This window comes from Fundicoccus sp. Sow4_D5, assembly GCF_052116365.1.
Lineage (GTDB): Bacteria > Bacillota > Bacilli > Lactobacillales > Aerococcaceae > Fundicoccus.
Window position 1 is genome coordinate 56,632 of sequence record NZ_JBQKLF010000001.1, and the last position, 25,171, is coordinate 81,802.

Here is a 25,171-nt window from a genome sequence, read left to right on the forward strand (position 1 = left end):
GATGTCTAAATTCCCAACAACGATTACAGAATTAAAAGCTGGTTTAAAAGCTGGTGAGTTTACTGCTGTTGAGTTACTAGAGCATACTTACCAACAGATTGAATCATTAGAAAGTAAAGTGGAAGCATTTTTAGAAATCGAATCTCAAAAGGCTGTCGCTTTAGAAGCTGCTAAAGCGGCCGATGCAAGAGGATACGGCGATGACGCTCCATTATTGAACGGTATCCCAATTGCAGTTAAAGATAACATTGTGACTCAAAACTTACGTACAACGGCTGCTAGCAAGATGTTAGAGAATTTCGTACCAACTTATGATGCAACAACGGTAACTAAATTAAAAGATGCTGGTGCGGTCATCGTAGGTAAAGTCAATTTGGATGAATTTGCAATGGGCGGAAGTAATGAGAACTCTGCATTTAAAGTGACACGTAACCCTTGGAATTTAAATAAAGTTCCTGGTGGATCATCAGGTGCATCAGGTGCATCTGTAGCTGCACGTCAAGTTCCAGCATCATTAGGAACAGATACTGGAGGGAGTATCCGTCAACCAGCAGCCTTTAACGGCGTTGTAGGAATGAAACCAACTTATGGTTCCGTTTCTCGTTATGGTTTAATTGCTTTTGGTTCAAGTTTAGATTCAATTGGACCTATGACTTTAACTGTTGAAGATAATGCCTTAATTTTAGAAGTGATTTCGGGTCATGATGAAAAAGACTCAACAAGTCTTCCTTCAATCGATCAAAACTACTCTGCTAAAATTGGCAAGTCTTTAAAAGGGATGAAAATCGCCTTCCCTAAAGAATTCAAGTCAAAAGAAATCAATGCAGAAATCCGTCAAGCAATGGAAGAAGCAGCAGAATTTTACCGTAGTGAAGGCGCTATTGTTGAAGAAGTTTCTCTACCTCATTCTAAATATGGTGTAGATGTTTACTATATTATTGCATCAGCAGAAGCAGCTTCCAACTTACAAAGATTTGACGGGATCCGTTACGGTCACCGTTCAGAAGCAGCACATACTTTAGAAGACGTTTATGTTAAATCACGTTCTGAAGGTTTCGGAGTTGAAGTGAAGCGTCGTATTATGTTAGGAACATATAGTTTAAGTTCAGGTGCTTATGATGCCTTCTTCGATAAAGCAGCTCGCGTTCGTACATTGATCCGTCATGACTTTAATAAAGTTTTTGCTGAATATGATGTGATTATGGGACCTGTTACAACAAGTACGGCATTTGATATCGGTGGACGTGTGAATAATCCACTTGAAATGTACGTGGCTGATTTATTAACGATTCCAGTTAACTTGATAGGCTCACCAGCTATTTCAATTCCAGCTGGCTTTGATTCAGCTAACTTACCGATTGGTTTACAATTAATTGGTAAGCCACTTGACGAAGCAACACTTTATCAAGTTGCCCATGCATACGAAGTGAAACATAATTTCGTATCGCAAGCACCAGAATTATAGGAGGTAGTACATTGAATTTTGAAACTGTTATTGGATTAGAAGTTCACGTTGAACTTAAAACTGAATCTAAAATGTTTAGTCCTGCACCTGCTCACTTTGGTGCAGAGCCTAATAGCAACACGAATGAAATTGACTGGGGTTACCCAGGAGTATTACCGAAAGTTAACCGCCAAGCGATTGACTTTGGTATCCGTGCATCACTTGCATTAAACTGTGAAGTTGCCCGTGAAATGAAATTCGATCGTAAAAACTATTTTTATCCTGATAACCCGAAAGCTTACCAAATTTCTCAAATGGATCAACCAGTGGGCTCAAACGGTTATATTGATATCGAGGTAGAAGGTAAGACTCGTCGTATCCGTATTGAACGTGTTCACTTGGAAGAAGATGCTGGGAAAAACACTCACGGAACAGATGGTTTCTCTTATGTTGACTTAAACAGACAAGGAACACCTTTAATTGAAATCGTAACTGAAGCAGACGTTCGTTCGCCTCAAGAAGCTTATGCGTTTTTAGAAGCATTACGTGAGAAAATCATGTATACAGAAGTCTCTGATGTGAAGATGGAAGAAGGTTCATTACGTTGTGATGGTAACATTTCTTTACGTCCATACGGACAAGAAGAATTTGGAACAAAGACTGAAATTAAAAACTTGAACAGCTTTAACTTTGTTCGTAAAGGACTTGAGTATGAAGAAAAACGTCAAGCAGAAGTATTACGATCTGGTGGAGTCGTTACTCAAGAAACTCGTCGTTACGATGAAGTAACTGGGCAAACAGTTTTAATGCGTTCGAAAGAAGGAGCGGCAGATTACCGTTACTTCCCAGAACCTGATTTACCACGTATCACAATTAGTGAAGAGTGGATTGAATCTGCACGTGCTTCAATTCCAGAAATGCCTGACCTACGTCGTAAACGTTACATTGAAGAATATGAGTTGCCAGAATATGATGCGATGGTCTTAACATTAAACAAAGACATGTCAGATTTCTTTAATGAAACGATTGAAGCTGGAGCAGATCCTAAGCAAGTATCAAACTGGTTAATGGGTGAGGTTTCTGCTCACTTAAACAGTGAACAAACAACATTAGCTGAAACTACCTTAACACCGCAAAACTTAGCTCAAATGATTAACTTAATTGCTGACGGCACAATCTCATCTAAAATCGCGAAGAAATTATTCAAAGTTCTAGTAACAGAAGGTGGCGACGCGAACGAAATCGTTCAATCACGTGGCATGGCACAATTAAGTGACCCAGCTGTTTTACAGCCAATGATTGACGAGATTATCGCTAAAAACGAACAATCAGTCATCGACTTTAAAAACGGTAAAAACCGTGCAGTTGGTTTCTTAGTAGGACAAATCATGAAAGCATCACGAGGAAGTGCAAATCCACAAGTACTTAACCAGTTATTAATGGAAACATTAAACAAGCTGTAAGCTAAAAAAAGCCTTTATAAGTTCGCCTGTTTATCCTTTGTGTATTAATGGAGAGATGGGCGAACTTTTTTTTAGAGTATAAGGGGCGATAGGTTTACGCGGCTAACTAATTGGAAGGCCGTCTGAAATTAGAGGGGAATCGCTTCAAACATTCGATTTCTTAGCCAATTATGTTAACACTCATTCCGGTAAAATCAATTTAACGCATAAAGCCAATAAACTCTAAGGGAGCATAGCTTAAAGTTATTCCAATCGTTTATATAATACTAGTCAACGCCCCATTATTCAGCTAAGATAGGATTACAGGAAGGTGTGAGGCGCTTGAATTATCTCTTTGATCAATATGTATTTGACACATTTAAACTTGACTCAGTGGATGGTCGCATGGATGCCATACGTTCGCGCATTCAACCTCTATTCCATCATTATGCTCAGCAAGTAGCTGACCAATTAGCTGACCATCACTTGCCAAATCTACCGATTCATGTCGCCAAACACCTTCGCCGAAAGGTTCATCCAGCTAAGAATACTTGGGTAGCAATAGGCGGGGACAAGCGAGGCTATAAAAAGTATCCACATTTTCAACTTGGAATTAATCCAGACTATGTTTTTATTGTGCTTGCAATAATTGAAAATCCTATCAATGAAAAAAATATCGCGAGGGCCTTTAGACAAAACCTTTCCCAGTTTGAGCGATTGCCGAATGACTTGATTATTATCCCTGACCACACGCAATTACCTTATATCCAGCAATCAGAAGCAGATTTTAACAAGCTCTTTGACCGCTTGGAGAATATCAAGAAAGCGGAGTTTATGCTTGGAAGACTCGCTAAAGTGGGCGAGTCTGTACTTGAAAATCAAGCAAGTACCAGCCAATGGATTCAAGAAACGATTTCAGATGTTTTACCTTTTTTTGAATTAGCCATTAATTCACCACGGGCCAAATAAGGCCAAATAGCTTACAATGAAATCTCAAGACTAAGTTTTAATCCTAATAGAAAAATAAAAACACGATCACACTGTCATCTCGAAGCAAGCGGGGCTTGTCGGTGATATAAGGATCGTGTTTTTTATTTGCATATGTGATCTAGTCACTGGTTAGTTTATTTACATGATTAGCAAGGATACCTTCAGCTTTGCTTGGCGTTACTCTATCATTATCCCCTTCATTTAATACAGATAGAATCCTTTCGGCAGTAGGGCCAGGAATGCCTAATTTACGAAATTCTTCTAAATCAGCTGTTTTGATTCGAGCAATTGATTTAAAATGTTTCAATAATTTGTTACGCGTTTTCGGACCGACGCCTTCAATCTCATCTAATTTAGAGCCAAATTGAGTTTTACTTCGTACTTGGCGGTGGTAGCTAATCGCATAGCGGTGAACTTCATCTTGAACTCTTTGAATAAAATGAAAGGCTTGGCTACGATGGTCTATTTCAAGTACTGCTTCTGAGTAACCATCCATTAAGGCTGCCGTCTTATGCTTATCGTCTTTTACCATACCGGCTACTGGAATCGCAATCCCTAACTCATTCTCCAAAACATCGCGAGCGGCTCTTATTTGTATTTTGCCCCCATCCATTAGAATTAAATCGGGCAGCGTTTTTTGCTCACGTAACAAACGTGTGTAGCGGCGACGAATGACTTCTTGCGTGTGCGCAAACTCATTGGCACCTTCCACACTTTTAATTTTGAATTTACGATAACTTTTACGATCAGGTTTCCCATCTCGATAAACGACCATCCCTGAAACAGAGTGGGTTCCGGAAATGTTTGAGTGGTCAAAGGATTCGATATAGTCTGCTTGAGGAATTTGGAGAATTTCAGCAAGCTCAGCCACAGCCCCAATTGTTTTTTGTTCACTCATTGCGATCAGACGGAATTTTTCATCAAGTGACAACTTACTGTTCTTCTCGCATAGTTCTAATATACTTCGTTTTTTACCACGCAAGGGCGTTGAAACGCTGATTTCTAAGACCTCTTCTAAAAGTTTGGAATCCACATCACTTGGAGTTAATATGGCACGTGGTTTTATGTGTGGTTGTTCTTTGTAAAAGCGGGCAATGAAAGTAGTGACTTCTTCTTCGGGTTCACCATGTGAAGGAAAAATGGCGGCCTCACGTTTCAAGATACTTCCTTGTCTTAACATAAACACTTGAACAGAAATCCAACCTTTATCGAAGGTATAACCAAAGACATCCATATTGTCATAGTCTTGACTCATAACAACTTGCCGTTCAATGGTTGTTTCAATATAGTCTATTTGATCACGATAATCAGCAGCCTGTTCGAAATCAAGTTTTTCAGCAGCTGTAGCCATCTTGGCCTTTAAGTCTTGTTTAATTTCCGCCACATCACCATTTAAAAAACGTTTGATGTGAGCAATCTGCTCATTATAGGTATCACGGCTGACACTATGATCACAAGAGCCGATACATTGACCTAAATGATAGTAAAAGCAGGCACGCGTCTCATTCTTGTTACAACGACGTAGCGGGTAAACCTTATGTAATAATTGTTGAGTATTGGTAGCAGCATAAACGTTGGGAAAAGGGCCGAAATATTGCCCACCGTCTTTGACCACATGATTCGTAATCACTAGTTGAGGATTTCGTTCATTTGTAATTTTTAAGTAAGGGTACATGGTCCCTTCTTTTAATCGGATATTATAGATTGGTTTATATTCTTGGATTAAGTTAATTTCAAGAATCAAAGCTTCTTTATTACTATTAGTGACGATGGTTTCAAAATGATGAATTTCTGAGACCAGTTTCGTTGTCTTAGCATCATGAGCCCCGCGAAAATAGGAACGTACACGGTTCTTTAAATTCTTGGCTTTGCCTACATAGATAATGAGGTCATCGGCGTTTTTCATCAAATAACAACCAGGCAAATCGGGTAGTAGTTTGAGTTTTTTTTCAATATTCGCTTGGATTTCAGCTTTTTCAGCTAGGGCAGCTTGTCTTTGTTGTTGAAGAATATCTTTTTTAGAAAATTCACTCATCAATGGACCTCCTTTTAATTTGTTTTGAATCATTAAATGACTTGAATTATGGGTGATTAATTGGATTAATTTTTTGAATAACGTTTTTGTTTAGGGTAATGTAGATGACCTTTTGCATCAGTATGGTCTAAATTTATTTTTTGCTTAAGTAAGTATTTTTCAATAATAAACTGTTTACGATGATTGTAATGACCGTAAATCGAAAGCAAATCGCCAACCTGTACCTCAAGCATAAAGGTCAAAGCGTGTCTGGCGAGAATCGCAACCATTTCACTTTCATCATCTAGGCGAAGTTTAATGAGTACCATTGTTGGGTTGTCTGCTTGAATAATTTTCTGTTGTATTATGTGTCCTTGAAAACGTTCGTGCGTCGTCTCCATGGTCATCCCCCTCTTAATATAATCACTTACTTCTATTATACATTATTTGTCAAATCACGCTTTCAAAAGTGCTTAATGACGTCACCTTATGCTATACTAAAGAGTGTGAATATCCTATTATAATTTACTGAAACCGTCATTAGACACCTTGTTTGTATCGATTAAGGACTTAGTCTTAGGATGTTTAGGTAAGAGTATAGAATTTAAGAAAAGGTTGTGTAATAAATGAAATTCAGCGAATTTGACTATCAAAGACCTAATTTAGAAGAAGTAAAGAATGGATTTCTTCTAAATATTGAGGCACTTAAAGAAGCCACTACTGCAAAAGCAGCACTTGAAGCTGTCAAGGCTATCCAAACAATTCAAAAGAGTTTAGAAACTCAAGGCAACATCGCTTCGATTCGAAATTCAATCGATACACGTGATGCTTTTTATGAAGAAGAAATGGCTTTCTGGGATGAAAATACGCCGGTTATCGAAGACTGGCAAAACGATTATTATAAAGCTGTACTTGCTTCAGATTTTAAAGTTCAACTGAGTGAACACCTTTCTGAACCTTTCATTAAAATGGCAGAAAACAGTTTAAAAGTATTTGATGCTAAAATTATTCCTTTATTACAAACTGAAAATAAATTATCGACAGAATATAGTAAATTACTTGCTTCAGCTCAAATCGATTACAAAGGCGAAGTTTACAACTTGGCTGGCTTAGCTGCTTTCCAACAATCAACTGATCGCGAAGAAAGAAAAACAGTGACGACTTTAATATCTAACTACATGAGTGAAAATCTTGAAACCTTAGATCGCATTTATGATGATTTAGTGAAGACACGTCATCAAATCGCTTTAGAACTAGGCTTTAAAGATTTCGTTGAAGTAGGTTACTTACGCATGAACCGTTTAGATTACGATCGCAAAGATGTTGAAGTATACCGTGAAGAAGTACTGAATTATGTAGTGCCTTTAGCGAATGATATTTTCAAACGTCAAGCGAATCGAATTGGCATCTCAGATATGAAACATTATGACTTGCCTTTAGAGTATGAAGACGGTAATGCAACACCAATTGGTACACCAGAAGAAATTTTACAAGCGGGTGTGAAGATGTATCATGAATTATCAACAGAAACCGGTGAGTTTATTGATTTCATGGTCGAAAAAAATCTGTTAGACTTGGTGACAAAACCAGGGAAATCTGGTGGGGGCTATTGTACGTATATCCCAGACTACAAAGCACCTTATATTTTCTCAAACTTTAATGGAACTTCTGGCGACGTTGATGTCTTAACACACGAAGCCGGGCATGCTTTCCAAGTTTACCAATCACGTTGGGTTGAAACACCAGAAGTGATCTGGCCAACTTACGAAAGCTGTGAAATCCACTCAATGAGTATGGAATTTATCGCATGGCCATGGATGGAATTATTCTTTGGTGATCAAACACCTAAATACAAATACAGCCACTTAGCAAGTAGCGTAACATTTTTACCATACGGGGTATTAGTGGACCATTTCCAACATGAAGTTTATGAAAATCCAAATATGACACCTGTTGAACGTCGTCAAACTTGGCGCGAATTAGAGAAGCAATATAATCCTTGGAAAGATTACGACGGGGATGACTATTTAGAAAATGGTGGATTTTGGCTACGTCAAGGCCATATCTTTGGCTCACCTTTCTACTATATTGACTATACTTTGGCGCAAGTGTGTGCCTTCCAATTCTGGAAGAGAACGCAAGTTGATCATGATGACACCGCTTGGCAAGATTACTTAGAAATTTGTCAATTGGGGGGAACTCAGTCATTCTTAGAGATTGTTGAGACTGCCCACTTGAAATCTCCTTTTGGAAAAGGGAACTTAGAAGCAGTGATTGCTTCAATTCGTGATTACTTGGATAGCGTATCAGACGCCGATTTACAAACTAAATAAGCCAGCTAACACTCACTATCAGAAAATGCAGCACATTCATTGATGTCTCTTTCTGATAGTGAACTGGTTTATATCTGAATAGGATTACTTAGACTATGAGACTAGTTATTCCAAAAGTTAACGAGCCTTGTGGTTCGAAAATGGATTGACTAAACGAGACACTATAAGGATGACTGATCGAACTCAGCCATTTATTTAAGAGGGGGTAATAGTATGTTAAATTTAGGAACCATCGGAACATCTTGGATTACGGAGCAACTAATTGACGGCGCCCGTTTAACTCAGCAGTTCCATATTAAAGGCATTTACTCACGGGATGCAGCGAAAGGGAAGCAATTCGCTTCGAAAGTTAAAGCGGATTATTATACTGATTCAATTTATAATTTACTTTATGATCCAGAAATTGATGTTGTTTATATTGCGAGTCCAAATAGTATGCATTTCGAACAAGCAGTCCAAGCTATTAAAGCCGGCAAACATATTATTGTTGAAAAGCCAATGTTTGCTTCTGTTAGTCAGTGGCATGAGGCTCATAAATTGGCTCAAGAGCATGGTGTGCTAGTATTTGAAGCTGCTTTGCATTATCAAAACCGTAACTATAAACGCTTTAGACAATTAGTGATGAATAAACGTAATGAAATGGAGCAACCATTTTTAGGGGCAAATTTCAATATTGGTCAATATTCTTCCCGTTATATGGCTTTCCTAGATGCGGTTGAACATGATCAAACTGTTCCGAATATATTTAATCCGACTTTTGCCGGTGGCTCAATTATGGACATGGGCGTTTATCCTCTATATGTGGCGATGGATCTGTTTGGTTTACCCGAGAGCGTTCGCTACCATACAATTACTGGCGAGAATCATGTGGATTTATTTGGCACGATTATTCTAAGCTATGATAATCATTTAGTCTCAATTTTTGTCTCGAAGAGTGTTCACTCTGTGATGCCTAGTGAGATCTACTTAGACGATGAGACGGTTGTTATTAAAGATATTACACGTATGAATGATATCCAACTTGTAAGCCGTGCTGGTGATGAAGTGCAGATTATCGATTACCAACCAGCCAATCCAATGTACGATGAAATGTTAAACTTTGCTGAAGTCATTAATAAAAAAGACGACATGCATCAGAAAATAAAATATGAGAGCTGGAAACAACTGAGTTTACAAGTGGCACAAGTCATGGAAATGCTCAGAAAATCAGCCAATCTGATTTAATACCTCTGTGACATTTGATGAGGTTTATAAACAGAAAGAAAGGAATTTTCAAGTGATTAAAGAGACACTTGCTTTGCCACTGCAAAAATTGTGGCAGGATAAAAACTTTGAATCCGCCACGGTGATTCAAGAGAAAACATTTGACCCATTAGTAAAAGGAGAGTCATTTGTTGCGATATCACCGACTGGGACTGGTAAAACATTGGCATACTTATTGCCAATCCTTACTAAACTAGAGGCGAATAAAGAGTTACAAGCACTAGTTATTGCTCCGTCTCAAGAATTAGCGAAACAAATTGGAACGGTAGCTCAGGAGTGGGCGAACCCCTTAGGAATTAACGCTCAGATTATTCTAGGTGGCGCAAACTTTAAACGTCAACAAGAAGCACTCAAAGACAAACCAGAAATTATTATTGCTACGCCAGGCCGATTACTAGAAATTTCTTCTAAATCTAGTAAACTTAAATTACACAAAGTTAATACGGTTGTATTTGATGAGGCAGACTATATTTGGCACGAAGATAACCGAAAAGCAGCTTTAGAATTACAAGCAAAATTGATGAGAGATACGAATTATGTTTGGTTTAGTGCGACTTTAAGTGATGACATTCGTCAGATGATTGAAGCGAGTGAACAAACGATTCATTTAATTCAAACCGATACTAGTAATCAATCCCTAGATATCGATCATCATTATTTAATTACCAATAACCGACAAAAACTAGCTCAACTGAAGCGTTTAGCGCAAGTGGATGGGATGCACGCTTTAGTTTTCTTTGAACAAGTGAATGAGCTTGAATCAGTAGCGAGTCGATTATTGCACGATGGCATTAAAGTTGGTTTACTGCATGGTAAATTAAATAAAATGGAACGTCAAAAAGCACTAGAAGATTTTGCTCAAAGAAAATCAACGTTCTTATTAACGACAGATGTTGCAAGCCGAGGAATTGATATTGCAAACGTACCGTTTGTGATTCACTTTAACCGTGTCTATGATGAGAATTCATATTTTCACCGTTCTGGCCGTACAGGTCGGATGGGGGAATATGGTCAAGTGATTTCTTTAGTAAACGAGCAAGAATTACGTGACTTGGAAGAATTATTATCAGATAAGGAAGTTGAGTTAACTGAACGTTTTGTCTTTGCAGCACAGTTTGTAGATGCGGCGCAAAGAAATAAACTCGCGCTTGATGATCTCGAAATGAGCGATGACGACGAAGACGATAAAGACCATGAAGAACATTCGACAAAGGAAGTCGTTCGTGATAAAAAAAATACTCAAGCGGCAAAAGCAGCGTACCATACGAAAGCTGCACCACAAGTTAAACAAGCGACAAGAAAGAAAAACCGCAAACGCGATACTAAAAACAAAGGGAAGCGTCGTAACCCTAAATAAGTCTGTAGATTTAATGTATGAATTTACACAGTCTTTACAATAATTACGCAGTAAATCAATGTTAGCTCGCTAAACTTATCCTATCACACCTAAACATCACCAGAATTGTAACAGGTAGAAATGAAGTGTCTTTTGATAAAGGAGTGTCATTATGCGTATTATGATCGTAACCGAAACGTTTGTCCCAGCAACTGACGGCATTTGTACTCGACTTGCAAACATGATTATTGAGTTAAAAAAATTAGGGCATGAGTTGATGATTGTGTCCCCAGACCTTGGATTAAGCGATTTTCATGGCGTACCGGTAGTCGGGATGGAGACCATTACTTTCCCCTTATACGGCTCTCGACCTTGGGGCTTGCCTTCAAGGAAGATCAAAAAAATTATGCTAGCGTTTAATCCCGATGTGGTGCATGCAGTCAATCCATTTTTAATGGTGACGTCAGCCGTCTATTACGCAAAAAAATTAAATATCCCTTTGTTGACTTCCTATCATACTCATATGCCAGATTACCTGGATCATTACCATATGCCTCTTTTAAAACCGATGCTATGGGAATATATAGGACATTGGCACAAAATGGCAGATATTAATATAACTGTTTCTCAGACGTTAAAAGAAGAATTAATGGAACAAGCGATTCCAACCTTAGGTGTCTTACCACGTGGCATTGATTTGGAGGCACGTCATCCAGACTACTTTGATCAAGACTTATATGACCACTTAACCTTTAATCAAGAAAAGCAACATTTATTGGTGTATGTTGGAAGACTCGCACAAGAAAAAGAGTTAGATCAATTGCGTCCAATCTTTAATCACCGAGAAGATATTTGTCTTGCCATTGTAGGCGATGGACCCGAAAGAAATCATTTGGAAGAAGTATTTGCAGGGACCAAAACAACCTTTCTAGGCTTTCTTCATGGTGATGACTTGTCCAGAGCATTTGCGACAGCCGATGGCTTTATTTTTCCGTCAGTTTCAGAAACCTTTGGTTTAGCTATTTCAGAAGCTATGGCATCTGGCTTGCCAGTGTTTGCCGCTAAAAATGGCCCGACTTTGGAACAAGTTGTCCCGAATGAAACGGGGTTTATCTTTGAACCGAATAATGAAGCGAGTTTAATGGAGGCTTTGAAGCAACTGGATCAGCCATTATTAATGAAGCAAGTCAGTTTACGAGCACGTCATGAAGCCCAGAAGTATTCATGGCCAGCTGCGACTCGCAGTTTAGTCGACTTTTATCAGGAAACGATCGCTAGTTGTCAATCTGAACAGTCACTTCAAAGGAAAAGCGCCTATTACTGAGTCCTTCTTTTGGATAGAATAGTCCTCCTCAGCCTAGTTGGCATGTGGAGGATTTTCGTCTCTAGGCAGATAGGTACTTAAACAGCTATATTTGTAGTAAACTAAAGTCTAAAGGCTAAAGTCTAAAGTCAATAGACTCATAAAGTAGGTTGAACGATGAAAAAAATAAAATGGCAAAATGATTATAATTTTAAAGAATACCCCAAAAAATGGACAGGCTTATCGTCCATTCACTTTACGATGTATCGTTCTTTTGTGAACCGGATTAAGCCTGGTATGTGTGGAACGTATGTGAGTGCTGCTTTAATACATTATACGATTAAAGCAGAGCGTGACTATGAATTAGATATGCAGCAACTGTTGGCTGGACTAAGACCGAAAATTGAAGACCGACAAACCTATCGAGGAACATTTGCATGGGATTTAAAAGAGGGACTCAATGAATTACTAGCTGATGATGGTAGTTATGAAGCCCGCTATCATTTAGTGAGTAATCCAATCGTCGTACGTGAATTGTCCAAAAGCAATCCCTTGCCAGTGATTGTGGGGACCACACGCTTATTCGGTAGTAAATATGGTAACCATTGGTTGCTAGTGTATGCGTTTGGTTACAATGATAAAGGGCAATTGTTTTACCGAGCGTATGATAATCATGGTCGAACGATGGCCGTTATACCAGCTAGCCAAACAATGGCTTGTGTCTGGTTAGAAAAAAAGAAGTAAGAAGAAAGTAGGAGACTGAATGAAGAAATTTGATTTAGTAACAATTGGTGGCGGTAGTGGTGGGATTGCTGCAGCTAACCGTGCAGCCGAATATGGTGCCAAGGTGGCAGTTATCGAAGAAGATCACCTAGGTGGAACATGTGTCAATCGAGGATGTGTCCCTAAAAAAATTTCCTGGTACGCTTCCAGAGTGAATGCCGCGATTCAACATTATGGACCAGGGTATGGCTTTAAAACTGAAAAGACAAGCTTTGATTATGCGGAATTTCTAAAAGCGCGTGATGGTTATGTAGAACGTTCGCGAAGAGGCTATACTAGTCGTTTTGAAAAGAATCATATCGAGCTCTTTGAAGGCCATGCTCGTTTAGTAAGTGATCACGAAATTGAAGTCAATGGTGAAATTATTTATGCAGAACATATAATACTTGCGACAGGCGGCCGTCCTAAAATGCCGGATGTTAAGGGGATTGAATTGACGGATGACTCAGATGCTTTCTTTAATTGGACAACTTTACCAGAATCAGTGGCCGTCGTTGGAGCAGGTTATATTGCTGTTGAATTAGCAGGGGTTCTAGATGGCTTAGGTGTGGACACTCATTTAGTGGTTCGTCACAACCGTCCTTTACGTAAATTTGATTCGATGTTAGCAGATGCTTTGATGGAAGCGATGGAACAAAACGGACCAACGCTTATGAAACATACAAATTTTGATGAGTATCGTGAAGAAGATGGAAAAATATCCTGTTATCAAAATGGTGAAAAATTATTAGTCGTTGAGCGCGTCATCATGGCGGTCGGTCGTCAGGCAAATACTGAAAATATTGGTTTAGAAACGGTGGATGTCGCAACAGACGAAGATGGCTTTATTCTAGTGAACGATCGTCATCAAACGAATACACCAAACATTTATGCGATTGGTGATGTGATTGGTAAAATTGATTTAACTCCAGTTGCTATTCGTGCGGGGCGTCAAATTTCAGAGTTTTTATTTAACAATGCTAAAACCTCCGAGATAGACTACACGAATGTTCCAACCGTTGTTTTTAGTCATCCTGCGATTGGTACAATCGGTTACTCGGAAGAAGAAGCAATAGAAAAATTTGGAGAAGACGATATTAAAATTTACCGCAATAAATTCTTCTCAATGTATGCCTCTGCTTCTTGGCATAGAGAACCTTGTTATTTTAAATTGATTTGCCAAGGACCTGAAGAAACCGTCATTGGTTTACATGGGATTGGTGAAGGCGTCGACGAAATGATTCAAGGCTTCGGTGTCGCAATGAAAATGCGTGCGACAAAAGAACAATTTGATTCAGTGGTCGCGATTCATCCGACTGGTTCTGAGGAATTTGTGACAATGCGATAAGTAATATCTGACTTCTCAAGGTATATTGTTAGTCATTTAGGCAAAGTTTAGATATAATATACTTAACAGGACAGGAACTAGTGTCTTGAAATAAAAATATTTTTTGAGAGGTGAAGAAAATGGGTTGGTTATGGTCACTAATTGTTGGTGGTGTTATCGGCTGGTTAGCAGGTATGGTTATGGGAAGAGATATCCCAGGCGGAGTTATTGGTAATATTATTGCTGGTTTCTTAGGCTCTTGGATTGGGAATATGATTTTTCCTACCATGGGACCGGTAGTTGCTGATTTTGCTATTATTCCATCACTTCTAGGAGCGGTTATTTTAATTTTTGTTGTATCATTTGTCTTAAAACAAAGATCTTAACAGCTAAATAATGTTAGTTTTTACTGCCTACCTAATCCAGCGGATTGGGTAGGTTTTTTATATAGCTTATAGTCCTATTGGGTCAAAGGTTAGGATTTATTTGCGAAAACTGGTCCCTTTCTTTCATCTTTGGCTGAAGTTCGATATAATTATATAGGTGTATTTAGGAAGGGGATTGTTTAGATGTCCAATATTAAAGAAGACAAGAGCTTAAAGTCTTTTACAACGAATTATTATGTGAATGAAGCGTATTTTCTGGATAAGTTAGGCAAACAAATTGATGTGACACGTTTGTTGTCAATTGCTTTAGAAACAGCCGGGCAACATGACCAACTAATCAGCACCTTTTTGGATGAACCTTTGTTGAAGGACAATGAATCATGGGTGATTACACAATCTAGTGTGGATATTCAACGTTGGCCAGTATTGAATGAACGCTTGAATGTAACGACTCGAGTGATTGAGGTGAATCGCTTTTTCGTTAAACGTCATTTCGAAATGCGAGTGGCCAATGAGGTATTATTGACCGTTGTCAGTCAGTATGCCATCATCAATCTTGAGACGCGTAAAATGGCCCGTGTGTCTGTCGATAGTTTAGAAAATGTTGATGCGGTTGATGGAAGTATCGATTATGCATTTGAACAATTGAGAGTGCCACAAGGGGATTCATCTGTTAGTCAACAGGATCGCGAAATTGTCGCGAGAGATATTGATTATAACCAACATGTGAACAATGAAGTGTATATTCGTTGGGCATATGAGATGTTACCTGAAAGTTACTTTACTCAATTCAAAGTGAAGAAGATTGAAGTTAAATATGGGAGTGAACTTCGTTATGATGAGGCGGCAGAGGTAGTTGCTTATTTACCAGATGCGTCTATAATTAAGGAAGGATTAGGCGGGGGCAGTGTGTTTCAGACCTACCAAACAATTAAAAACAAAATTAAACAAAAGGATGCGTGTTATATACGCATAACTTGGCAAGATTAATGAATTTTTTAAGGAGAATGAGGAGTAAATATATGATTACATTAAAATCCGCTAGAGAAATCGAAACGATGCATGAATCTGGTAAGTTGTTAGCAAGCATTCATATTCAATTGCGTGACTTTATTAAACCAGGGATTACAACATTAGCGATTGATAAATTTGTTCAAGATAAAATTGAATCAGCTGGTGCAGTTGCAGCGCAAATCGGTTATAACGGTTATGAATTTGCGACATGTATAAGTGTGAATGATGAAATTTGTCATGGCTTCCCTTCAGAACGCGTCTTAAAATCTGGCGACTTAGTTAAGGTTGATTTCTGTATCGACTTAAATGGTGGTTTATCAGATAGCTGCTGGTCTTATGCTGTTGGCGAATTATCAGCTGAGCATCAACAATTAATGGAAGATACTCATGAAGCGATGATGCGTGGAATCGAACAAGCGGTGATTGGTAACCGTATTGGTGACATTGGTCATGCGATTCAAACGTTTGCTGAGGCTAAAGGTTATGGCGTTGTCCGTGATTTTATTGGTCATGGCTTAGGCCCAACCATCCATGAAGAGCCCGCAGTTCCGCATTATGGAAAAGCAGGTAAAGGTTTGCGCTTGAAGGAAGGGATGACAATTACTATTGAGCCAATGATTACAACCGGAACTTGGCAAATGAATATGGACAGCAATGCTTGGACAGCCAGAACACGTGATGGTAGTTTCTGTGCACAATATGAACATACTTTAGCGATTACTAAAGATGGCCCACTCTTGTTAACAAACCAAGCTGATTTAGCATAGGAAAACATTCTTTTTCCAATAGGCACCAAAAGACGACTCACTAGCTGATGATTTTTCAGTGCTTGTGTTGAATTGGGAGGCTTCCAAAAGAAGAGGAATGTATAGAGGAGAGGGCTTGAGTTGCTAAAGTAAACGAGAGATACATTTACACTCAAAGCATCATGAAGGGTGTCGTTGGCACATTACGTGACGATGCTAAGAGAGCCTCTACGTTAAAAATAGTTTATCAAACAGTCTAAAGAGAAAAATGCCTGTTTGATACTCTACAAATACACGAACGAGATATAATTAGTGAAAGTTTATAAAAATAAATGATTGCTTTAAATTAAAAGTAAGATATAATTACGGTAATAAGAAACCTTTAACTTGCGTCCAGAGAGGCGAAGAAGGCATAGCTTTGGTCTGTTTTTGAGGACCTCTTCTTTTGCGAACAAGTAAAGGGAGAGGTCTTTTTTTGTACACTAAGGAGGGTTTACGATGGTAAAAGTGGTAATGAATGAAATGGAAATGAACCGTGCACTGACTCGATTAGCTTATGAAATTATTGAACGTAATCATGGCGTAGATAACATAATACTCGTTGGTATTGAAACACGTGGCGTGCCCCTTGCAAACCGATTGGCTGAAAAATTAACTCAACTAGAAGGACCAGTGGCAGTAGAAAGTTTAGATATTCGTGCTTACCGTGATGATGTGAAACTAAATTATCAAGCCCCTGAAGGTGCGACTGATTTTTCAGGTAAAAAAATAATCTTAGTAGATGATGTTTTGTATACAGGTCGTTCGATAAGAGCAGCAATGGATGCATGTATTGACCGAGGCAGACCAGCTGAAATTTCACTCGCAATTTTAGTAGATCGTGGACATAGAGAATTACCGATTCGTCCGGATTATATAGGTAAGAATATTCCAACAGCCAAAAGTGAACGTATCACTGTTCACGTGATGGAAGTAGATAGCGAAGATCAAGTATTAATACACTAATAACCATAATCATTTGTGATTTCACTTTAATTGGATCCGAGAGACCGAAAGCGAAAACACCTTCTTTAGGTGCGCTCAGTCTCTGGATTGAGCGTATTTTATTTTTAGGAGGATCGTATGAGACATTTTTTATCAGTCGAACAATTTACTAACGAACAATTTATGATGCTAGTTAAAAGGGCATTGGATTTTAAAAAAGGTCGAGACAGTTTTCGAAGTGATCGTTCCATCGTCAATATGTTTTTCGAAGACAGTACACGAACTAAGCATAGCTTTGAGATGGCGGAACATAAAATAGGCATGCATCAAGTGAATTTTGATCTGGGCAGTTCTTCAGTGAAAAAGGGAGAAACGCTTTACGATTCGGTCCTAACCATGCAGGCGATTGGTGTCGATGTCGCTGTCATACGTCACCCTGATAGAGATTATATGAACCAACTGATGAACTTAAATATTCAAATCGTCAATGCCGGAAGTGGGAGCGGTCAACATCCTTCTCAATCATTATTAGATATCATGACAATTTACGAAGAGTTTCGTCGCTTCACTGGCTTAAAAGTTGCCATAATAGGAGACATCCGCCATTCACGTGTCGCTATGAGTAATATGATGATGTTAAATAAGCTTGGTGCTGAAATTACTTTTGCCGGACCTTCGGATTATTTTGACCGTAGCTTTGAGCAGTACGGAACGTTAATGAGTGTAGATGATGCTGTTAAACAATCGGATGTTGTGATGATGTTGCGGGTGCAATTGGAAAGACACGGAGACGATAAACTCGTCTTTTCGAAAGAAGATTATCATCGTCGTTTTGGCTTAACCCGTGAACGGTTTTTAACAATGAAAGATGATGCGATTATAATGCATCCAGCACCGGTCAACCGCGATGTGGAATTAGCGGACGAGTTGGTTGAATGCGAAAAAAGTCGAATAGTGACTCAAATGAAGAATGGTGTTTTTGCAAGAATGGCAATCTTAGAATGGGTTTTGAAAGGGAGATATGATGAACTTAATACTGAAGAATGGTAAACGCTTAGTTGGAGAAAACCAGTTGGAATCAACGGATGTTCTTATCGAAGACGGAAAAATTATTAAAATCGGGCAAGCATTAGAAGGTACATTTGATCGAACGATTGATTTAAATGGACAATTAATTACGAGTGGTTTAACTGATATACATGTACATTTTCGTGAGCCTGGTTTTACAGAAAAAGAAACAATTCTGTCTGGATCAAAAGCAGCGGCACGCGGAGGTTTCACTACTGTGGCAGCTATGCCGAATACGAACCCCGTTCCAGATACAGTTGAAAAGTTTAATGAGATTCAAGATATAATTGAGCGTGACGCAGTCGTCAAAGTCTTACAGTATGCACCAATTACCACAGGGCTCAAAAGTGATGAATTAGTGGATATGGCTGGAATCAATGCTTTTGCCTATACAAACGATGGTGTAGGGGTCCAAACAGCAGGAGTCATGTACCAAGCAATGAAGTTGGCAGCAAGCTTAGATAAACCAATTGTGGCTCATACGGAAGACAATAGTTTGTTATATGGTGGTGTGATGCATGAAGGTCTGCGTAATCAAGAGCTCGGTTTACCCGGCATCTTGAGCATCGTTGAAAGTAGTCAGATTGCCAGAGATATTCATATTGCAGAAGCAACGGGTTGTCATTACCATGTCTGCCATGTGTCAGCAGAACAATCTGTTGCATCTATTCGAGAAGGGAAAAAACGTGGGGTTCGAGTGACTGGCGAAGTAACGCCGCATCACTTGATTTTAAGTGAACTCGATATCCTGGAAGATGATGCGACCTATAAAATGAATCCGCCTCTTAGGAGTGCCAAAGACCGTGAGGCCTTAATTGAAGCTTTGTTAGATGGTACCTTAGACTTTATCGCTACCGACCATGCGCCACATACAAACGAAGAAAAAAGCAACGGCTTTAAACAGTCACCTTTTGGTATTGTAGGAATCGAAACATCTTTTGCTTTAATGTATACTCATTTTGTTAAAACAGGTCGCATGAGTTTGGAATTCCTATTGAACCGCATGGGTCAAAAGCCAGCAGAACTCTTTAATTTACCTGTTGCACAATTGGCAGTAGGAGCCACCGCAGACTTAGCTGTCTTTGATTTAGACAGCGAGTATACAATTGATCCGGGTGACTACTTATCAAAATCAAGCAATACTCCCTTTAATGGACATCGCGTTTACGGCATGTGTTCACTGACTATTGTGAAAGGAGAGATTGTTTGGCAAGCGGACGTTAAGTAAGGGCATTCGCAACAATTAAATTAAACGCATTTTAAAACCACATAACTCATTCATACATGACATCATCCAAAGGAGACGAATTAAATGACAAAATTAGCCGTATCTCTACCAGGAATCGAATTAAAAAATCCAATCATGCCTGCTTCAGGGTGCTTTGGTTTCGGAGAACACTTTGCGACACATTATAATTTAGGATTATTAGGTGCTTTAATTATCAAGAGTACAACAGTTGAAGAACGACTAGGCAATCCTCAGCCACAGTATCATCACTCAGGTCATCGAATTCTTAATTCAGTCGGTTTGAAAAATCCTGGAGTAGCCACAGTATTGAGCGAGAAATTACCATTCTTAGCAAAATATGATGTGCCGATTATTGCCAGTGTTGCAGGAGCAAGCGAAGAAGATTATGTCGAAATGTGCCAGCGCATTTCAACAGCGCCTAACGTAAAAGCGATTGAGTTGAATATTTCATGTCCAAACGTAAAAGAAGGGGGCGTGGCTTTCGGAACAAATCCTGAAGTGGCCGCACGTTTAACACGCCTTTGTAAACAAGCAACAGGTTTACCGATCTATGTCAAATTAACACCGAATGTCACGGATATAGTGGCAATTGCGACAGCAGTTGAAGAAGCTGGAGCGGATGCAATTTCTATGATTAACACATTAACGGGAATGGCCTTCAATCTGGAAAGTCGTCAGGCTGTTCTGGGAGGGGTAACTGGTGGATTGTCAGGCTCAAGTTTAAAACACATTGCACTTCGAATGGTTCGACAAGTAGCCGAGGCAGTCACGATTCCAATTATTGGAATTGGTGGGATCGAAACGGTGGATGATGTGCTTGAGATGTTATTAGCTGGAGCTACAGCCGTTCAAATAGGTTCAGCAAACTATGCGAATCCAATGATTTGCCCAGAACTAATTAATGCTCTTCCACAAAGGATGGATGAATTAGGTATTGCATCCATTCGTGACTTTAACGAAGAAGTCAAACAATTAATCAAAAACAAGTAAGCCTTGCACCCAATATTAACTAAAATTTGCTGCTATAGGATTAGGAACCTGGTCGTTGCGGCGACTAGCAAAAACGCAACTGGTCGTCACGGCGAGTAGTAAAAACGCAGCTGGGCGTCACTAGCACCTTTAAAATTTGTGCTGATAACAACAAGCAAAAAGACTGACCGCGTGCTTTGATTCAAGCATGCGGTCAGTCTTATTTTGCCTTTGAAAAATTATTTCTTTTCTACTTCTATCTCAACTTTTTCAGTAGGCGTCTTATCTTGTGGCGTTTGAGTGACATTGGCAGCATCTTCTTTTTCAAGTTTCATGCCTAAATCAATGATGTAGTCGCGTAACTCATCACCGATTTGTGGATGCTTCAAGCCGTACTCAACGCTCATTTCTAGGAAGCCCAGTTTGTTTCCAATGTCATAACGCTTGCCGTCAAAGCGTGTAGCGAACACTCTTTGTGTTTTATTTAGTGTGTCGATGGCATCGGTTAATTGAACTTCGTTACCGGCGCCAGGTTCTTGATTTTCTAAAATGTCAAAAATTTCTGGAGTCAATAAGTAGCGACCAATGATGGCTAAATTACTTGGCGCATCTTCTGGTTTTGGTTTTTCCACAAACGTCTTAACATTATAGACGCCGTCACGAATTTCACGTTCTGGATCAACAATTCCGTATTTGGAAGTATCTTCATGAGGCACTTCCATTACAGCTAAGTTTGACGCATGGGTATCGTCATAAACGTCAATGAGTTGCTTAGTTAAAGGCACTTCACTACTCATGACATCATCACCTAGCATGACCACAAAAGGCTCATTGCCAACAAAAGCTTTTGCTTGAAGAACAGCATCACCTAAACCTTTTGGATAAGATTGACGAACGAAAAATAGATTTAAGTTTGTTGTTTCTTTGATTAGTTCAAGTAATTCCGTTTTTCCCTGATTGCGCAAGTGTTCTTCAAGTTCAATATTCGCGTCGAAGTGATCTTCAATCGGGCGTTTGCTTTTGCCAGTTACAATCAGAATATCTTCAATACCTGAAGCAATGGCCTCCTCGACGATAAATTGAATAGTTGGTTTATCGACAATCGGCAGCATTTCCTTAGCCATTGCTTTAGTGGCTGGTAAAAATCTTGTCCCGTAACCTGCTGCGGGTATAACAGCTTTCCTAACTTTAACCATTTACAATACAAGCTCCTTTTAGTTTAAAATTTTATTCTTTCCCAGAAAGTCGAGCAAATACTTGATAAAGTATTTCATATTTATCATGTACAGCATCCCATCGGAAATTCTCAATACCAGCGAGGGCGTTGTGAACAAATTGAGGATAGTGTTTGATAATATATTCAACTGCTTCAGTAAAGCCAATTTCATCCGTCTTTTCAACACTCACTCCGACTTGATAGTTTTCAAAATAGCTATCAAAACCTTCTGATTGAGTATAAATGACAGGTAGGCCCTGACTCATTGCTTCAGGATAGACTAGACCAAAGGTTTCAGGATAAGAGAGTAGGGCAAAAATATCCATTTCTCGATATAATTGACGCATTTCTTCTTTTGTTTTTGAACCATGATAAATGACTTTCTCGTAAGTCTTTAGCTGTTCCATAATCGCTTCATCCCAGTTGGGGCCCACAATATGTAATTCTGTATCGATCATGCGATTTAACTTCTCGACCATATCAGCTAACTGAACAAAGCGTTTACCACGATTCACCTTACCGGTAGTTATAATTTTTAAAGGACGATGAATTGTTGGAATTTTATCTTTATAAAGCGAATCGTGCCAAAAATCATCAATTCCATTGGCAATAATACTCGTCTTGCTCTTCAAGCGCTCTTTCAAAGCACTGGGAATATAGTCACGATACACTTCATTATAAGAGTTTTTGGAAATGAACACAATTTGACTCGCGTTTTCCATAATCTCTAAGCCCATTTTTCGCAACCAAGGCATCCGTCCAAAAAAAGTACGAACATCTGCATTACGAACGGCAACCACATAAGGGGTACCGAATCGTTTATGTAATTGCCAAGCAAGCCAACCGTTTGAAAAGAGGGAATGGGCATGCATTAATTCAAAGCGTGAAAAATCATAACGTCTCAGTAAATCTTTCAAAATCTTACGATGTTTATAATGGAATAACCAACGATCTAATTGATTATGATTACGACTCACTAACGTATAGTCACCGCTTGTCGCCAGCCGATCCTCAGGATACTGATGAGAGATTGGGACGTAAACGTCTATATCATGACCAGTCTTTACTTGACGGTCGTATAATTGTTTAAATAATCCAGATGTCTGGAAGTATGAATTAATATGTAATATTTTCACGAACTAGTTACTCCTTGCACGCACTTTAATACCATGGCTACTGCGACTCTGTACTTGTTAATTCAAGTGAAGATTCTAATTCGAAAATTCGTGATTCTAAATCTTCAATTCTGGATTCAACAGAAGCCTGTTCAGTAGATTGTTCTTCACTAGTTGGAATACGAAAAACTGTGACTGTTAAATAGACAAGTAGGAAGAAGATGACCAACACTCCTACTAGGTAAAACCATCCACTACGATCTAATCGACGATCGATTTGTTGGATTTGTTTGGAAATTTCTTGTTCTAGATTGTTGGTATTTTTAGAGTTCGACATGCTCTAGTCTCCTTTTTTACAAGTCAGTGGGAATTTAGAATGCCCACTCACCATTTCTAAATATTGGAACAACTTGGCCGTCTTTAGTGATTCCATCAATATTCATTTCGGCATTACCAACCATGAAGTCAACGTGGACGTTTGAACGATTTAGACCAGCTTCTTTTAGCTCATCTTGGCTCATTTTTGTCCCACCTTGAACAGAGGTTGCATACGCTTGACCAATAGCTAAGTGATTTGATGCATTTTCATCAAACAATGTATTAAAGAAAATAATACCAGATTGAGAAATAGGTGATTGATGTGGTACTAAAGCAACTTCACCCAGTGAACGTGAACCGTCATTGTCTTCAACTAATTTGCGTAGTGTTTCTTCACCTTGTTCAGCTTCAACTTTTGTAATTTGACCGTTTTCGAAGTAGAATGTCATACCGTCAATCACCGTCCCACCATAGCTAAGAGGTTTTGAACTTGAAATATGACCCTCAGCACGATTAGAATCAGGTGCCGTAAAGACTTCTTCAGTTGGCATGTTAGCGATAAATGCATCGCCTTTTTCGTTTAAGCTGCCAGCACTTTCCCAAATATGATTGTCAGGTAAACCTAACGTTAAATCAGTACCAGGTCCAGTGTAGTGTAATTTATCAAATTGAATCTCGTTTAAGAAATTAGCTTTTTCGTTTAATTTCGATTCGTGTTCGTCCCAAGCTTTAACTGGGTCCGCTTCGTAAACACGCGTTGTTTTGAAAATTTGATCCCATAGAGCGTCTAATTTCTCTTCGTTTGTTGCTAAGTCAGGGAAGACTAAATTAGCCCATTCTTGTCCAGCACCAGCAACAACCAACCAGCTCACAACATTGGCTTGAGTGGCAATTCTTTGTTCAACAAGTGCTTCAGAAACTGCACGTTGAGACGCACTGATTTTACTTGGATCCACACCTTTTAAAGCATTTGGATTACTTGAACGTAAAGCAATACGTTTAGCACGCTTTTCGATCCAATCTTTCGATTCATCAATTGTGTATTGAGGAATATCCGTTAACGTTTCAACTGACTGATTTTCATAACCAATGCGCGTTATAATATCATCTGCCCAAGTGACTTTAACTTTTTTAGCACCCGCAGCGTAAGCCGTTTGAGCCAGTAAACGTACAAGGGGCGCTTGTTCAATATCAGCATTGATTAGTAAGTAATCGTCGTTTGAAACCTGGATACCTTTATGGATAATCACATCTGCATATTTTTGGAGTAATTGATCAAAATTTTCTAAAGTCATGAAATACCTCTTTCTGTTTTTAAAATTATAATTCTGCTGCTTTTTCAGCAATTGATGCAGCGAGTGCTTTTAGACGTTCAACGTCCTCTTCTTCTGCATTTAAGTTTATTTTAACACTCTCGCCACCTTGTGTGGCACCAGTGGTTTTAAACTGATCTTCAAAGAAATCAATAGCCGCACAGAATACTTCGTAAAAATCATCGCCGGAACCAAAGACACCGAAGACTTTCCCAGTTAAATCAAGTTCGCCTAATTCCTCGTGGAAATCAATCATTTCATCGGGAAGGACGCCGTCGACACCGTAAGTATAGCTACCAATTAAACAAATATCGTAATCAAGAAATTCTTCGACATCGGCTTGCATGACATCAAGGATCTCAACTTCTACATCGTGAGCCTCAAGTTCTGCTGCCACAATTTCCGCCATTTCCTCAGTATTACCTGTCAGACTAGCAAAAATAATTAATGCATTTGCCACAATTTTCCTCCTTTACAATAAAATCATATGCCTTGTTGAATTTCACAGCATATTTTTTCACTTTAATCTTATCCATTATAACAAATTAAAACGTCTCTTACATTAGAATCCACTTTTAT

Annotated in this window: 23 protein-coding genes; 16 read left to right on the forward strand and 7 right to left on the reverse strand. The window is 38.9% G+C overall.

The window, feature by feature from the left end:
- Window position 1 precedes the first annotated feature (1 nt).
- From gatA to ACTQ45_RS00240, 3 genes are all read left to right on the forward strand, one after another.
- Window positions 2-1,465, forward strand: a complete 1,464-nt coding sequence (gatA, locus tag ACTQ45_RS00230; RefSeq protein WP_441749969.1) for an Asp-tRNA(Asn)/Glu-tRNA(Gln) amidotransferase subunit GatA — start codon at window positions 2-4, stop codon at window positions 1,463-1,465.
- An 11-nt stretch (window positions 1,466-1,476) separates the two neighbouring features.
- Window positions 1,477-2,907 carry an Asp-tRNA(Asn)/Glu-tRNA(Gln) amidotransferase subunit GatB gene (gene gatB / locus ACTQ45_RS00235; protein WP_441749970.1) on the forward strand — a complete coding sequence of 477 codons (1,431 nt, stop codon included), beginning with the start codon at window positions 1,477-1,479 and terminating at the stop codon, window positions 2,905-2,907.
- Between the two features lie 321 nt (window positions 2,908-3,228).
- Complete coding sequence (locus ACTQ45_RS00240; RefSeq protein WP_441762609.1) at window positions 3,229-3,855, forward strand: DUF1054 family protein; 627 nt, start codon at window positions 3,229-3,231, stop codon at window positions 3,853-3,855.
- A 139-nt stretch (window positions 3,856-3,994) separates the two neighbouring features.
- Here the strand turns inward: ACTQ45_RS00240 and uvrC are convergent, their stop codons facing one another.
- Window positions 3,995-5,911 carry an excinuclease ABC subunit UvrC gene (gene uvrC / locus ACTQ45_RS00245; RefSeq protein ID WP_441762610.1) on the reverse strand — a complete coding sequence of 639 codons (1,917 nt, stop codon included), beginning with the start codon at window positions 5,909-5,911 and terminating at the stop codon, window positions 3,995-3,997.
- A gap of 65 nt (window positions 5,912-5,976) precedes the next feature.
- Window positions 5,977-6,291, reverse strand: coding sequence for a hypothetical protein (locus ACTQ45_RS00250; protein WP_441749974.1), 315 nt, complete (start codon window positions 6,289-6,291; stop codon window positions 5,977-5,979).
- A gap of 225 nt (window positions 6,292-6,516) precedes the next feature.
- Between ACTQ45_RS00250 and ACTQ45_RS00255 the strand changes: the two genes are divergently transcribed.
- From ACTQ45_RS00255 to ACTQ45_RS00315, 13 genes are all read left to right on the forward strand, one after another.
- A complete protein-coding gene (locus ACTQ45_RS00255; protein ID WP_441762611.1) occupies window positions 6,517-8,223 on the forward strand; it encodes a M3 family oligoendopeptidase in 1,707 nt (568 codons plus the stop codon).
- Between the two features lie 213 nt (window positions 8,224-8,436).
- Complete coding sequence (locus tag ACTQ45_RS00260) at window positions 8,437-9,447, forward strand: Gfo/Idh/MocA family protein (protein ID WP_441762612.1); 1,011 nt, start codon at window positions 8,437-8,439, stop codon at window positions 9,445-9,447.
- Between the two features lie 7 nt (window positions 9,448-9,454).
- The gene (locus ACTQ45_RS00265; protein ID WP_441762613.1) at window positions 9,455-10,843 is read left to right on the forward strand and encodes a DEAD/DEAH box helicase; all 1,389 of its coding nucleotides are present in this window, start codon (window positions 9,455-9,457) and stop codon (window positions 10,841-10,843) included.
- Between the two features lie 151 nt (window positions 10,844-10,994).
- Window positions 10,995-12,146, forward strand: a complete 1,152-nt coding sequence (locus tag ACTQ45_RS00270) for a glycosyltransferase family 4 protein (protein ID WP_441749978.1) — start codon at window positions 10,995-10,997, stop codon at window positions 12,144-12,146.
- Between the two features lie 156 nt (window positions 12,147-12,302).
- Window positions 12,303-12,869, forward strand: coding sequence for a dihydrolipoamide dehydrogenase (locus tag ACTQ45_RS00275; protein WP_441762614.1), 567 nt, complete (start codon window positions 12,303-12,305; stop codon window positions 12,867-12,869).
- Window positions 12,870-12,888: 19 nt separating this feature from the next.
- Window positions 12,889-14,235, forward strand: coding sequence for a glutathione-disulfide reductase (gorA, locus tag ACTQ45_RS00280; RefSeq protein WP_441762615.1), 1,347 nt, complete (start codon window positions 12,889-12,891; stop codon window positions 14,233-14,235).
- A gap of 119 nt (window positions 14,236-14,354) precedes the next feature.
- A complete protein-coding gene (locus ACTQ45_RS00285; RefSeq protein WP_441749981.1) occupies window positions 14,355-14,600 on the forward strand; it encodes a GlsB/YeaQ/YmgE family stress response membrane protein in 246 nt (81 codons plus the stop codon).
- A gap of 183 nt (window positions 14,601-14,783) precedes the next feature.
- Complete coding sequence (locus ACTQ45_RS00290) at window positions 14,784-15,590, forward strand: acyl-[acyl-carrier-protein] thioesterase (RefSeq protein ID WP_441749982.1); 807 nt, start codon at window positions 14,784-14,786, stop codon at window positions 15,588-15,590.
- 32 nt (window positions 15,591-15,622) lie between these two features.
- On the forward strand, window positions 15,623-16,381 hold the full coding sequence (gene map, locus ACTQ45_RS00295) for a type I methionyl aminopeptidase (protein WP_441749983.1): 759 nt from the start codon (window positions 15,623-15,625) through the stop codon (window positions 16,379-16,381).
- A gap of 477 nt (window positions 16,382-16,858) precedes the next feature.
- Window positions 16,859-17,365 (forward strand): bifunctional pyr operon transcriptional regulator/uracil phosphoribosyltransferase PyrR, encoded by a 507-nt coding sequence (gene pyrR / locus ACTQ45_RS00300; RefSeq protein ID WP_441749984.1) that lies wholly within the window; start codon window positions 16,859-16,861, stop codon window positions 17,363-17,365.
- A 117-nt stretch (window positions 17,366-17,482) separates the two neighbouring features.
- Window positions 17,483-18,394, forward strand: a complete 912-nt coding sequence (locus ACTQ45_RS00305) for an aspartate carbamoyltransferase catalytic subunit (RefSeq protein ID WP_441749985.1) — start codon at window positions 17,483-17,485, stop codon at window positions 18,392-18,394.
- Window positions 18,369-19,640, forward strand: coding sequence for a dihydroorotase (locus ACTQ45_RS00310; RefSeq protein WP_441749986.1), 1,272 nt, complete (start codon window positions 18,369-18,371; stop codon window positions 19,638-19,640). Before ACTQ45_RS00305 ends, ACTQ45_RS00310 begins: the two co-directional genes overlap by 26 nt.
- 84 nt (window positions 19,641-19,724) lie before the next feature.
- Entirely contained in the window at window positions 19,725-20,651 is a 927-nt protein-coding gene (locus ACTQ45_RS00315) for a dihydroorotate dehydrogenase (protein ID WP_441749987.1), read from the forward strand.
- A gap of 218 nt (window positions 20,652-20,869) precedes the next feature.
- Here ACTQ45_RS00315 and galU read toward each other — a convergent pair whose 3' ends face one another.
- From galU to ACTQ45_RS00340, 5 genes are read right to left on the reverse strand one after another with little or no spacing between them, the layout of a single operon-like run.
- Window positions 20,870-21,826, reverse strand: a complete 957-nt coding sequence (galU, locus tag ACTQ45_RS00320) for a UTP--glucose-1-phosphate uridylyltransferase GalU (RefSeq protein WP_441749988.1) — start codon at window positions 21,824-21,826, stop codon at window positions 20,870-20,872.
- A 31-nt stretch (window positions 21,827-21,857) separates the two neighbouring features.
- Window positions 21,858-22,982, reverse strand: coding sequence for a glycosyltransferase family 4 protein (locus tag ACTQ45_RS00325; RefSeq protein WP_441762616.1), 1,125 nt, complete (start codon window positions 22,980-22,982; stop codon window positions 21,858-21,860).
- 37 nt (window positions 22,983-23,019) lie between these two features.
- Window positions 23,020-23,298 carry a hypothetical protein gene (locus ACTQ45_RS00330; RefSeq protein WP_441762617.1) on the reverse strand — a complete coding sequence of 93 codons (279 nt, stop codon included), beginning with the start codon at window positions 23,296-23,298 and terminating at the stop codon, window positions 23,020-23,022.
- Window positions 23,299-23,332: 34 nt separating this feature from the next.
- Window positions 23,333-24,574 (reverse strand): aminopeptidase, encoded by a 1,242-nt coding sequence (locus ACTQ45_RS00335; protein WP_441762618.1) that lies wholly within the window; start codon window positions 24,572-24,574, stop codon window positions 23,333-23,335.
- A 25-nt stretch (window positions 24,575-24,599) separates the two neighbouring features.
- The gene (locus ACTQ45_RS00340; RefSeq protein ID WP_441749992.1) at window positions 24,600-25,052 is read right to left on the reverse strand and encodes a flavodoxin; all 453 of its coding nucleotides are present in this window, start codon (window positions 25,050-25,052) and stop codon (window positions 24,600-24,602) included.
- Window positions 25,053-25,171 lie beyond the last annotated feature (119 nt).

Excerpts from the sequence above, each read along its gene's own strand:
- gatA (WP_441749969.1), top strand. The coding sequence starts at position 2 with ATGTCTAAATTCCCAACAACGATTACAGAATTAAAAGCTGGTTTAAAA.
- uvrC (WP_441762610.1), bottom strand. The coding sequence starts at position 5,911 with ATGAGTGAATTTTCTAAAAAAGATATTCTTCAACAACAAAGACAAGCT.
- ACTQ45_RS00250 (WP_441749974.1), bottom strand. The coding sequence starts at position 6,291 with ATGGAGACGACGCACGAACGTTTTCAAGGACACATAATACAACAGAAA.
- ACTQ45_RS00255 (WP_441762611.1), top strand. The coding sequence starts at position 6,517 with ATGAAATTCAGCGAATTTGACTATCAAAGACCTAATTTAGAAGAAGTA.
- ACTQ45_RS00260 (WP_441762612.1), top strand. The coding sequence starts at position 8,437 with ATGTTAAATTTAGGAACCATCGGAACATCTTGGATTACGGAGCAACTA.
- ACTQ45_RS00270 (WP_441749978.1), top strand. The coding sequence starts at position 10,995 with ATGCGTATTATGATCGTAACCGAAACGTTTGTCCCAGCAACTGACGGC.
- ACTQ45_RS00275 (WP_441762614.1), top strand. The coding sequence starts at position 12,303 with ATGAAAAAAATAAAATGGCAAAATGATTATAATTTTAAAGAATACCCC.
- gorA (WP_441762615.1), top strand. The coding sequence starts at position 12,889 with ATGAAGAAATTTGATTTAGTAACAATTGGTGGCGGTAGTGGTGGGATT.
- ACTQ45_RS00285 (WP_441749981.1), top strand. The coding sequence starts at position 14,355 with ATGGGTTGGTTATGGTCACTAATTGTTGGTGGTGTTATCGGCTGGTTA.
- ACTQ45_RS00290 (WP_441749982.1), top strand. The coding sequence starts at position 14,784 with ATGTCCAATATTAAAGAAGACAAGAGCTTAAAGTCTTTTACAACGAAT.
- map (WP_441749983.1), top strand. The coding sequence starts at position 15,623 with ATGATTACATTAAAATCCGCTAGAGAAATCGAAACGATGCATGAATCT.
- pyrR (WP_441749984.1), top strand. The coding sequence starts at position 16,859 with ATGGTAAAAGTGGTAATGAATGAAATGGAAATGAACCGTGCACTGACT.
- ACTQ45_RS00305 (WP_441749985.1), top strand. The coding sequence starts at position 17,483 with ATGAGACATTTTTTATCAGTCGAACAATTTACTAACGAACAATTTATG.
- ACTQ45_RS00310 (WP_441749986.1), top strand. The coding sequence starts at position 18,369 with ATGAACTTAATACTGAAGAATGGTAAACGCTTAGTTGGAGAAAACCAG.
- ACTQ45_RS00315 (WP_441749987.1), top strand. The coding sequence starts at position 19,725 with ATGACAAAATTAGCCGTATCTCTACCAGGAATCGAATTAAAAAATCCA.
- galU (WP_441749988.1), bottom strand. The coding sequence starts at position 21,826 with ATGGTTAAAGTTAGGAAAGCTGTTATACCCGCAGCAGGTTACGGGACA.
- ACTQ45_RS00330 (WP_441762617.1), bottom strand. The coding sequence starts at position 23,298 with ATGTCGAACTCTAAAAATACCAACAATCTAGAACAAGAAATTTCCAAA.
- ACTQ45_RS00335 (WP_441762618.1), bottom strand. The coding sequence starts at position 24,574 with ATGACTTTAGAAAATTTTGATCAATTACTCCAAAAATATGCAGATGTG.